At 55.2% G+C, this 9,765-nt stretch carries 13 protein-coding genes and 1 other RNA gene; 9 read left to right on the plus strand and 5 right to left on the minus strand.

The window, feature by feature from the left end:
* The 3 genes from ACEQWH_RS15900 to ACEQWH_RS15910 form a co-directional block, all read right to left on the minus strand.
* Positions 1 to 1,101: dimethylsulfoniopropionate demethylase (locus ACEQWH_RS15900; protein WP_370232489.1), on the minus strand; the 1,101-nt coding region annotated here is incomplete at its 3' end.
* A gap of 39 nt (positions 1,102 to 1,140) precedes the next feature.
* Positions 1,141 to 1,845, minus strand: coding sequence for a DUF1326 domain-containing protein (locus ACEQWH_RS15905; protein WP_370232490.1), 705 nt, complete (start codon positions 1,843 to 1,845; stop codon positions 1,141 to 1,143).
* Between the two features lie 3 nt (positions 1,846 to 1,848).
* Positions 1,849 to 2,631 (minus strand): DUF2182 domain-containing protein, encoded by a 783-nt coding sequence (locus ACEQWH_RS15910; protein WP_370232491.1) that lies wholly within the window; start codon positions 2,629 to 2,631, stop codon positions 1,849 to 1,851.
* A gap of 104 nt (positions 2,632 to 2,735) precedes the next feature.
* Here ACEQWH_RS15910 and ACEQWH_RS15915 point away from each other — a divergent pair, with 104 nt between their 5' ends.
* The 8 genes from ACEQWH_RS15915 to ACEQWH_RS15950 all read left to right on the plus strand — a co-directional run bounded on the left by ACEQWH_RS15915 (position 2,736) and on the right by ACEQWH_RS15950 (position 8,008).
* Positions 2,736 to 3,473: a FadR/GntR family transcriptional regulator gene (locus ACEQWH_RS15915; RefSeq protein WP_370232492.1), complete on the plus strand. Its 738-nt coding sequence runs from the start codon at positions 2,736 to 2,738 to the stop codon at positions 3,471 to 3,473.
* Between the two features lie 34 nt (positions 3,474 to 3,507).
* Positions 3,508 to 3,732 carry a hypothetical protein gene (locus ACEQWH_RS15920; protein ID WP_370232494.1) on the plus strand — a complete coding sequence of 75 codons (225 nt, stop codon included), beginning with the start codon at positions 3,508 to 3,510 and terminating at the stop codon, positions 3,730 to 3,732.
* Positions 3,733 to 3,783: 51 nt separating this feature from the next.
* Positions 3,784 to 4,143: a transfer-messenger RNA gene (ssrA, locus tag ACEQWH_RS15925) on the plus strand.
* A 68-nt stretch (positions 4,144 to 4,211) separates the two neighbouring features.
* Positions 4,212 to 5,459 (plus strand): chromate efflux transporter, encoded by a 1,248-nt coding sequence (gene chrA, locus ACEQWH_RS15930; RefSeq protein WP_370232495.1) that lies wholly within the window; start codon positions 4,212 to 4,214, stop codon positions 5,457 to 5,459.
* 79 nt (positions 5,460 to 5,538) lie between these two features.
* Positions 5,539 to 6,033 (plus strand): SspB family protein, encoded by a 495-nt coding sequence (locus ACEQWH_RS15935; protein ID WP_370232497.1) that lies wholly within the window; start codon positions 5,539 to 5,541, stop codon positions 6,031 to 6,033.
* Positions 6,034 to 6,207: 174 nt separating this feature from the next.
* Complete coding sequence (gene fumC, locus ACEQWH_RS15940; protein ID WP_370232498.1) at positions 6,208 to 7,602, plus strand: class II fumarate hydratase; 1,395 nt, start codon at positions 6,208 to 6,210, stop codon at positions 7,600 to 7,602.
* Positions 7,602 to 7,778 carry a DUF4169 family protein gene (locus ACEQWH_RS15945; protein WP_370232499.1) on the plus strand — a complete coding sequence of 59 codons (177 nt, stop codon included), beginning with the start codon at positions 7,602 to 7,604 and terminating at the stop codon, positions 7,776 to 7,778. The genes fumC and ACEQWH_RS15945 overlap by 1 nt, the downstream gene beginning before the upstream one ends.
* Positions 7,775 to 8,008 (plus strand): ribbon-helix-helix domain-containing protein, encoded by a 234-nt coding sequence (locus tag ACEQWH_RS15950; RefSeq protein ID WP_370232500.1) that lies wholly within the window; start codon positions 7,775 to 7,777, stop codon positions 8,006 to 8,008. Before ACEQWH_RS15945 ends, ACEQWH_RS15950 begins: the two co-directional genes overlap by 4 nt.
* Before the next feature lie 39 nt (positions 8,009 to 8,047).
* Here the strand turns inward: ACEQWH_RS15950 and ACEQWH_RS15955 are convergent, their stop codons facing one another.
* Positions 8,048 to 8,455 (minus strand): SufE family protein, encoded by a 408-nt coding sequence (locus ACEQWH_RS15955; RefSeq protein ID WP_370232501.1) that lies wholly within the window; start codon positions 8,453 to 8,455, stop codon positions 8,048 to 8,050.
* Positions 8,456 to 8,581: 126 nt separating this feature from the next.
* Here ACEQWH_RS15955 and ACEQWH_RS15960 point away from each other — a divergent pair, with 126 nt between their 5' ends.
* Entirely contained in the window at positions 8,582 to 9,088 is a 507-nt protein-coding gene (locus ACEQWH_RS15960) for a hypothetical protein (RefSeq protein WP_370232503.1), read from the plus strand.
* 19 nt (positions 9,089 to 9,107) lie between these two features.
* On the opposite strand, the gene ACEQWH_RS15965 is transcribed toward ACEQWH_RS15960, so the two are convergent.
* On the minus strand, positions 9,108 to 9,765 hold a 658-nt coding region (locus ACEQWH_RS15965; protein ID WP_370232505.1), incomplete at its 5' end, for an HRDC domain-containing protein.

The raw sequence follows: 9,765 nt of genomic DNA on the forward strand, positions 1-9,765 counted from the left end.
AATCCAAAAACTCTCTTCGACCACCGCCGGACGCATTCCATCCAGCGTTTCCACTTCGACCTTGGTGCCCGCGTCCCAATGGGTCATCCGCATCATGCCGATTGCCACATTCGTCTCAAAGTCGGGCGACCACGCGGCGGAAGTCACCTGGCCGACCCTTTTGCCATCCGCATAAACTGGCCACGGGCGATCACAGCCCGGTACCTTGTCGCCGCCAATGGAAATCGGGCGGATCTGTTGCACCGGACCCTCGGTGGCGACGCGCAACAAGGCGTCCCGGCCGATGCAGCCAATCGCAGTATGTGTATTGCAGAACTTGCCCAACCCGCATTCATGTGGCGTGTTGTCATCGGTCATGTCATTGCCATAGCTCAGCAGCCCGCCTTCGATCCGCTCGATCAAGTTCGGACAGCCCGCACGGACGTTCAGATCCTGACCCGCTTCAAACAAGGCGTTCCAAAGCGGCATGCCAAGGTCAGAGCCTTCGACATAGATCTCAAAGCCGCCCTGCTTGGAATAGCCAGACCGCGCAATCGCCAGATCGCGCCCCTCAAACTGAAACCAGCCAAAGCGAAAGAACTTGATGTCGCGCACAGAGTCACCAAAGACCCGCGCCAAAAGGTCATCTGACTTTGGCCCCTGAATACCAAGTGGCGAGACGTCAGGTTCGTCGACCAGAACATCCAGCCGCCAGCCGTTGGCAATGCCTTTGACCCAATACAGCAGATCACTGTCGGCAATCGAAATCCACCAGCGATCCTCGGAGAGTTTTACCGCAACAGGATCGTTCAACATGCCGCCTGTCTCATCCACAATCGGAACGTAGTAACACTGACCGGGCATCATTCCGCGCAGATCACGCGGCGTGAGCATTTGCATGAGTTTGCCAGCATCCGGCCCGCGCAGCTCGACCTGTCGTTCACAGGCCACATCCCAGACCTGAACATGTTCCTTCAGGTGGTGATAGTCGGCCTCGGGACTTTCAAAAACCGTAGGCAGCAACATGCGGTTATAGACTGTATAGGCTTTGACACCTTCAGCCTCGACGCCTGCGGAAAACGGGGTTCGCCGCAGACGGCGGGATGGTGAAATTTCTGCCATTGCAATCTCCCAAAAGCGCAGGCGTGTCAGACAATGACCCTATTTAGGGCCGGACCAATCGATGGGGCAGACTTCGGCGGATTTGCCACCAAAATCCCAAACGCGCCCAAAGTCACGCACACGGGATTTCAGACCGCGCGCCGCGATAATGTCGGGGCCCATCCAGTATTTCGAGTTGGAAATCATCACAGGATGATCCGGATCCGCGCCTTCCATCAGTTCGATCTCGCCCTGAATCTTGCGGCCGATATAGATCGCGCGGCGCTTGCCTTCGCGCACGATCTCGACTTTCTCACGCTCTGCACCGATGATTTCGGACACCAGCATTGTGAACAGACCTGTGGTGCCACCCGCCTGTCCCGAGAAAATCTGCAAAATCCCGTTATAGGCCTTGCCGCTTGCGCGCTCGTCGACATAGGCCGCAACCTTCCAGTTGCCCTCAGCCATACGCCCCGGAATGTCGACCAGCAGGCCGATGTTCAGGCCAGACAGGTCTTCGCCTTCATAGTGGCCTTCGTCGATTGCGATTGCCATCCATGCGTGGCAGTGCCCTTCGGTTGGTGGGTGCTTGCCCAGCGAAACAACGCAGGGGCAGAACAAATCGCATGAGCAGTTCAGAAACAGCTCGCCTTTAATGGCCCAATCTGTCGGGGCCAGGCGGCGGCGTTTCGGATTGTCCATCCGGTTGTCGATCCGCTGCGAAATCGGCAAGCGATCAGCGTCAGGTCTTTTCTTCGGCGCCATGAATTATCCTCCGTATGCAAGCTGCGGCATTGCAATCAGCAAAATCCCCGCAAGAATGAGTAGTACGCCCATCGGTTTGGTCACAACATGACCGACCTGAGGCAGTTTTTCCAAAATCATGAAGAGGGTCGCGAGGCCCATCCAAGCCAAGTTCATCACACCTCCGACGAATCCCAAAGACATGAATCCCCAGCAGCAGCCCACACAATAGGCGCCAAGCCCTGCGCCCATCTTAAGGCCACCTACAAAACTCGGATCCCAGCGGGTCATGAAATACATCGTCGGGCTGTGACAGACGCCGTGGCAGATTTCTTTGGCTCGGGTGAATTGAAACGCACCAACCGCGATCAGCAACCCTGCCGCAACATAGGGCGACCGTGCGATGCCAAGCATGTCAATCACGCCGCCAAACAACAGGATCAGTTGCAAACCTGCGATCGCCGCCGCAAACAGAACCCAGATCAGAAAATATGCCAGCACCACGCCATAAAGCCCGCCGGTTGTGCCATTCGCCGTACGCATCAGGTCACTGTACGCGCGCATTGTCGGGATCAGCGTTGGCAGCATCATCGCAGCCATCATCGCAGCCCACATGCCAAACAGCGGACCAAAGTTCGCCATCGGCATGTACATTGGCATCCGTGGATCCATTGCCGCCATGTTTTGGCCCATAGGACCGGGGCGCCCAAGGAAATCCAGATCCATGTCCATCGCCATGACGTACATCATCCACCAGGCCACCAGGATCAGTGCAAAAAATCCAACCCAAAGCAGACTGCGGCTCATATGTGTGACGAGGCTACCCAACTTTTGCCATCCCAAAAATATTGAATCTTCCGCCCATTAATGTCAGACAATTATTACAGCGCCAACATTTAAATGTCTGACAAATGAAAATAGACCCAACGTCAAAAGCCGATCTGTCGATCCAAATCGCGAAAGCCATTCGCGAAGAGATCATGGCCGGCACCTTGCGCGTTGATGACAGATTGCCATCAGAAACCGAGCTTTGCGAGCATTTTGCAGTGTCTCGCTCTACTGTGCGCGAGGCATTGAAACGATTGGCCGCACAAAACCTGATCCGCACCCAGCGCGGCGCGTCTGGCGGGGCGTTTGTCAATCGGTTGAGTTATGATCAGGCGCGCGGGCATCACGTGACGACCTCTACCCTGCTCATGTCGATGAATGAGGTGGATTTTCAAACCGCTTGTGAAGCCCGCTTTGCACTGGAACGCGCGTGTGCGCCTTTGGCGGTCCATCGCCGTACCGCGGACCATCTGGCCACAATGCGGGTCGAGATCTATCGACAGGGTCAGCCCGGCCTGTCGGACGAGAGCTTTTGCGATTCAGACGTGGCGTTCCACCGCGCGCTGGTCGACAGCGCCGGAAACGATGTTCTGTCCTATCAATTGGCCGGAGCGGTCGAGGCCACGCAGCCCCTGATGAATATGATCACGTTTTCTGCGCGGTCTCGCGAGAAGATCATCGAATTGCATACGGCGATTGCGGATGCGGTTGAAAACCGCGATGCTGATACTGTTGACGCGAAACTTGGTGAACTCAGCGCGTATACTCTGCAACTGAAGGACAACGTTGCCAAGGCGCGCTCGGAACGCAAGAAATCCTAGGGATTTGTTAACCGGTTTTTGCTTTGAGGGAACTATGTCTGGTTCTCCTCTTGATCCTCATCAATGGATACATGCGTTCTTTGCGTCGAAATCTGCGCAGAACGGATTTGTTGTGCGCCGCAAACTGCGGGATATCGAACGGTTCTGCGGACTGGCCTTGTTTCTGGCCGAGGTGCGGCGGCGTGGGTATCGTGCCTATGAAAACTCCGGCCAGATTGTCGTCTTTTGCAATGCCGCGCCAATCAAGCGGATCGCGTAACCTAAGTTTTCTTTGAAAGAAAACGACATCGAAATCTTTTAAAAGATTTCTCCCCTTCCATTAGCCAAGCCGCGCAATTATATAGGGTTTGTCCTTTCGGGGACTATGGACATAAACGCGCTCGTAATAAGCGGATCGGACCCGGGGGCGGTACCCGGCGGCTCCACCAAGAGCGCATCTGCGATAGATGCGTTGTTGATGGGGCCGAAATAGGATCGACGAACGTCTAAAGGGGTTAGCTTTGTTTCGGCTGTCTGCCACCGTTATCGGCGAAAACTGTACAATTGCAAATGACAATCGTGCTCCAGTAGCAATGGCCGCGTAAGCGACCGGAGATACTGAAATCTTAAGCCCTGGCGCCTAGCTGCGTCAGGCGGGGTTCGTAGGTACCTGGCAACAGAAACCTACATTTTCATTTTCCTCACAACCGGTTATCTGCTGTCAAACCTCTGTAATATTGATGCGGCATGAGGGGCGGTATGACCACGGTTTCTCCTTCTATATCCGATCTGTTTCGCGTGTTTGGGCGCATTGGCCTACTGTCTTTTGGTGGCCCTGCGGCGCAGATCGCTTTGATGCACAAAGAGCTCGTTGATACGCGCGGCTGGATCAAGGATCGCGATTTTCTGGGCGCGCTCAGTTTCTGTATGCTCTTGCCCGGGCCCGAGGCCATGCAACTCGCCACCTATACCGGCTGGAAATTGCGCGGAACGCTGGGTGGACTGATTGCTGGGCTGTTGTTCATTCTCCCGGGCGCCTTGGTCATTCTGGCTCTGAGCTTTCTTTATATCTGGCTGGCCGAGGTGCCGCTTGTTCAGGCAGGCTTTGTCGGCATCAAGGCTGCGGTCATCGCGATTGTTGTGCAGGCGCTTTGGAAGGTCAGCCAGAAAGCGCTGACTGGGCGCGCCGCATGGATCATCGCGGGGCTGGCGTTCCTCGCGATCTACAGAGCGAATGTCAGCTTTGTTTTCATTCTGCTTGTGGCAGGGTTGCTTGGCGTTGTGGTGTTCCGCGAAACCGCATCAGGTGATCAAAAGCCCCCCGCCCCGTCAGGTCACGGGCTTTGGCACATCCCGCTCTGGATCGGCCTATGGAGCGCCCCATTGCTGTTGGTCTATGTGATCGATCAAACGTTTCTGTTGGACATCGGATTGTTCTTTTCAAAACTCGCTGTCGTCACCTTTGGCGGCGCCTATGCGGTGCTGGCCTATATGACACAGACGGTCAGTGTAGAGTTGGGCTGGATCACAACCACCGAAATGATCGACGCGCTAGGGCTGGCGGAAACCACGCCGGGCCCGCTTATTCTGGTGACAGAGTTTGTCGGCCTGCTTGCGGGCTTTAAACAAGGTGGCGTTCCCCTGATGCTTGCCGCTGGTGCGTTGACCCTGTGGTGCACCTTTGTGCCCTGTTTTCTTTGGATCTTTGCCGCCGCCCCTTACCTTGATCGCGTGTTGGCGCAACCCACGCTAAAGGCGACCCTAACGGGAATTTCTGCGGCGGTCGTGGGGGTTATTCTGAACCTGTCACTGGTGTTTGCTCTGCATGTATTGTTTGGCGCTGTGTCGCAATCGGGCCTTGGCCTAAGACCCGACATCCAAAGTTTCGATCCTGTCGCCTTTGGATTGATGTGTCTGGCGGGCATTCTGCTTTTGGGCTTGCGCTGGCCCTTGGGCTGGGTTTTGCTTATCACAACGGCAATCGCTTGCGGGGCTGCACTTCTTTAGGGAATTGGCGCACGGCTGATCTTCCGTTTCGGGAAAAACTATTTATGTTTGACGATGAAAGTTAACTTCAAGGTGGGTCATGACGCAGACGATTGAATATGGAAATTTGATGCACCGCGCGCTGCGGCGTCTTATTCAAGAAGTTCTGGAAGATGTGCGCGACAACGGCCTGCCCGGAGAGCATCATTTCTTTATCACCTTTGATACACGCCACCCCGATGTGAATATCGCGCAGTGGCTGATGGATCGATATCCAAGCGATATGACCGTCGTCATGCAGCATTGGTTCGACAATCTGGAAATCACCGACGAAGGGTTTTCTGTCACGTTGAATTTCGGCGACGCACCAGAGCCTCTGTATATCCCGTTTGATGCTATCAAAACCTTTGTCGACCCGTCTGTCGAGTTTGGGCTTCGGTTTGAAAGCCAGGGCGATGATGAGGTCGAGATCGAAGAGGTCGAGGCCGAAGATCACGTCGAGGTAGAAGAAGAGCTGGATATCGTTGAGGTCGAAACCGAAGACGCCAGCGGTGATGCCGATGTGGTCAGCCTGGACAGTTTTCGCAAGAAATAAGCCCTTTGCAGGCCGCGCGCCCGTGTCCCAGAGCCTGCGAGCGCTTTCAAATTGCTCAAAAATCCGTGAAATCGGCAATGCTGACGCTAACACTGCGTTGCATGGCCTTCCTGCCATTGCGCTTTTGGCATGAGGCGGTATGACACTCATAACCAAATTGATCCGGAGGCTCTGATGACCGACACCCGCACCGAAACCGACAGCTTTGGCCCACTTGAGGTTCCTTCTGACAAATATTGGGGCGCACAGACTCAACGTTCGATCATGAACTTCCCGATCGGCTGGGAAAAACAACCTGTCGCCATCGTGCGTGCCTTGGGCGTCATCAAAAAAGCCTGTGCGCAGGCCAACAAAGCCTCGGGCAAAATGGATGCAACCATTGCCGATGCGGTGATCCAAGCGGCTGGCGAGGTTTTTGAGGGCAAGTTTGATGACAACTTCCCGCTTGTGGTCTGGCCAACAGGCTCTGGCACCCAGTCCAACATGAACTCAAACGAGGTCATCGCGAACCGTGCGATCGAAATTCTGGGCGGCGTTATCGGCTCAAAAGACCCAGTGCACCCCAACGACCACTGCAATATGGGGCAGTCCTCAAACGACACATTCCCGACTGCAATGCATATCGCGACGGCGATGTCTGTGCGTGACGTGCTGATGCCTGGCCTGACCAAACTGGCCGAAGGTCTGGAAGCCAAATCTGAGCAGTTCAAAGACATCATCAAAATCGGCCGGACTCACACCCAGGATGCGACGCCGCTGACACTGGGTCAGGAGTTTGGTGGCTATGCGCACCAGATCCGTCAGGGCATCGCGCGTGTCGAAGCCGCCCTGCCCGGCATCTATGAGCTGGCGCAAGGTGGCACAGCGGTCGGCACAGGTCTGAACACTCAGAAAGGCTGGGGTGAAACCGTCGCGGCCAATATGGCAGAGATCACGGGCCTGCCGTTCGTCACGGCCCCGAACAAATTTGAAAGCCTGGCGGCCCATGACGCAATGGTGTTCATGTCTGGTGCCTTGGCGACGGTTGCTGGCGCGATGTACAAAATCGCCAATGATATCCGCTTCTTGGGCTCGGGCCCGCGGTCTGGTCTGGGTGAATTGATCCTGCCTGAAAACGAGCCGGGCTCATCGATCATGCCAGGTAAGGTCAACCCAACCCAAGCCGAAGCGATGACACAGGTTGCCGCGCATGTCATGGGCAACAACGCGGCGATGACGTTTGCTGGCTCGCAAGGCCATTTCGAGCTGAACGTTTATAACCCGATGATGTCTTACAACCTGCTGCAATCGATCCAGCTGTTGGGCGACGTTGCCGACAGCTTTACCGAGCGTATGTTGAACGGCATTCAGGCCAACGAAGCCCGCATCGACAAGCTGATGAAAGAATCTCTGATGCTGGTCACCGCGCTGGCGCCAACAATTGGTTATGACAACGCAACGACAGTGGCCAAGACGGCGCATAAGAACGGCACCACTTTGAAAGAAGAGGCCGTCAAGCTTGGGTTCGTGGATGAGGCGACCTTTGATGCGGTCGTGCGTCCTGAGCAAATGATCGGTCCAAAAGACTAATGTCTAAGCCGGTCAATCTTAACCGGTTTCGAAAAGAAAAGGCGCGGGCTGACAAAAAGGTCCGCGCCAATGAAAACAGCGCAAAATTCGGACGCTCAAAGGCCGAGAAACTGCGCGACACTCAGCAATCAGACAAGGCGATCCAACATCTGGACGGCCATAAGCGTGAACCATGAGCAGACCGATCAAGCGATCTTTGACGCTTAAGGGGCATCGCACCAGTGTGTCGCTCGAGGACGCTTTCTGGGTGTCGTTTCGCGAAATTGCTGATGAAAAAGGCTTGGCAATTAACGCACTGGCCGCCGAAATTGATGCATCACGTGACTTGGATGCAGGGCTGGCCAGCGCCATTCGGTTATACGTATTGCGGCACTATAAAAGTTCCACAAAAGCCTCTGATAAATAATAACAATCAGGCGTTATTGATGTGATAAATGAGGCTGCGCTAGCCACGTGACGCGATCAAACGAACGCGTTCGATCATTGACTTCAAACCATTAGACCGCTGCGAAGACAGATGTTCGTTCAGCCCCAGACGCTCAAGCTCGTCGCGCGCATTCACCGCTAGAACCTCATCCAGTGACAAGCCGTTGTACAGTTTACGCAAAACTGCGATCAGGCCGCGCACGATCATCGCATCGCTGTCGCCATCAAAGTACATCGTGTTGTTTTCGACCTTTGGATGCAGCCAGACCTGGCTTGCGCAGCCGTCAACCTTAGTGGCAGGCACTTTGAGTGCGTCATCCAAGGGATCCAGCGCTTTCCCCTGCTCGATCACATAGCGATAGCGCTCTTCCCAGTCCTCGATAAACTCAAAATCTTCGACGATTTCTTCGAATGCTTCGGTGGCCATAGTCGTTTTCCTCTGTTGCCTCTCACCTATGTCCCCAAGAGGAAAACGTCCAGCCCCCAGCAAGCGGCTTTTCAACGCGGCAGCAATGCGTTAACTCGGTATGTGATTAAGGGAGATGGCAGTTCTATGAAAAAGACACTCGGAATTCTGCTTGTTGCGACGCTGACACTGACGGCCTGTGGGCGTGTACGGGACTCGGCGATCAATCCTTTCAACTGGTTTGGCGGATCCGAGACCGTCGAAACCTCTGAAGAAGAGGTGAACCCCCTTATCCCGGTCAAGAAAGACTCTATTCTGAACAGAGAGCCCGTGACTTATCGGGGCACACCGGTCGCCGATCTGACAACATTGAAAATCGAGCGTGTCGCTGGCGGTGCCATCGTTCGGGTCAAAGGTGTTGCGTCTAGCCAAGGGTCATTTGATGTGCGGCTCGAGCCTGAAAACGAGGATTTGATCCCCGTTAAAGGCGTTTTGACCTATACGCTTTTGGCGGTTCAACCTCCGGGCTTTCGTCAGGGCCCTGCACGCTCGCGTGAAATCACAGCAGCTGCGTTTCTGACCAATCAGCAACTGGCGAGTGTCCGCACGATCCGTGTCGTTGGCGCGAACAAGACGCTGCAATCCCGTCGCTAGGCCATGTCGGCCTATCGCCTTAGGACAATTTGATAATTTTGATATTTGCGCCTTTGGCGGTCAGAGCGATCTGGCCGTCACACAGTCGCAGTGCGTCCTCGCCAAAGACTTCACGGCGCCAGCCTGACAAAGCTGGAACATCGCGTTCCCCAGACGCCAAACGATCCAGATCAGAGGTCGGCGCGATCAGTTTGGACGCAACTCCGGATTTCTCGGTCTTGGCTTTCAGCAAAACACGCAACAGATCCGCCAATGCCGGGTTCACCTGCGATTTGTCTTTGGTGTTCGAGACTTTCGGCATTTTCGCAGGCGGGCACTCGATGCCTGCTTTGACGGCCGCAAGGATTCCGTCGGCGATGTCCCCTTTGCGCGCCTCACGCAACAACAGGCGCGACCTGCCAAGATCCGCAATCGAGGCTGGCTTGGTCGAGGCCATCTCGATCAGAGCATCATCTTTGAACACACGATTGCGCGGAACGTTGCGCTCTTGGGCATAAGATTCGCGAAATCTGGCCAGCTCGCGCACGATGGCCAGAAACTTTGGCGCAGTCGTGCGTGTTTTCACACGTTGCCACGCGTCTTCCGGCAGCAACGTATAGGTGTCTGCCGACGTCAGCGTCGTGATTTCTTCGGTTACCCAAAGGGTGCGATTGTTCTCTTCGAGCTTGGAGGCGAGA

This window comes from Cognatishimia sp., assembly GCF_964229375.1.
Taxonomy (GTDB): domain Bacteria; phylum Pseudomonadota; class Alphaproteobacteria; order Rhodobacterales; family Rhodobacteraceae; genus Cognatishimia.

Bases quoted from the DNA above. Each gene is read 5' to 3' on its own strand.
- ACEQWH_RS15905 (WP_370232490.1), bottom strand. From the start codon at position 1,845: ATGGCGCCGAAGAAAAGACCTGACGCTGATCGCTTGCCGATTTCGCAG.
- ACEQWH_RS15910 (WP_370232491.1), bottom strand. From the start codon at position 2,631: ATGAGCCGCAGTCTGCTTTGGGTTGGATTTTTTGCACTGATCCTGGTG.
- ACEQWH_RS15915 (WP_370232492.1), top strand. From the start codon at position 2,736: ATGAAAATAGACCCAACGTCAAAAGCCGATCTGTCGATCCAAATCGCG.
- ACEQWH_RS15920 (WP_370232494.1), top strand. From the start codon at position 3,508: ATGTCTGGTTCTCCTCTTGATCCTCATCAATGGATACATGCGTTCTTT.
- chrA (WP_370232495.1), top strand. From the start codon at position 4,212: ATGACCACGGTTTCTCCTTCTATATCCGATCTGTTTCGCGTGTTTGGG.
- ACEQWH_RS15935 (WP_370232497.1), top strand. From the start codon at position 5,539: ATGACGCAGACGATTGAATATGGAAATTTGATGCACCGCGCGCTGCGG.
- fumC (WP_370232498.1), top strand. From the start codon at position 6,208: ATGACCGACACCCGCACCGAAACCGACAGCTTTGGCCCACTTGAGGTT.
- ACEQWH_RS15945 (WP_370232499.1), top strand. From the start codon at position 7,602: ATGTCTAAGCCGGTCAATCTTAACCGGTTTCGAAAAGAAAAGGCGCGG.
- ACEQWH_RS15950 (WP_370232500.1), top strand. From the start codon at position 7,775: ATGAGCAGACCGATCAAGCGATCTTTGACGCTTAAGGGGCATCGCACC.
- ACEQWH_RS15955 (WP_370232501.1), bottom strand. From the start codon at position 8,455: ATGGCCACCGAAGCATTCGAAGAAATCGTCGAAGATTTTGAGTTTATC.
- ACEQWH_RS15960 (WP_370232503.1), top strand. From the start codon at position 8,582: ATGAAAAAGACACTCGGAATTCTGCTTGTTGCGACGCTGACACTGACG.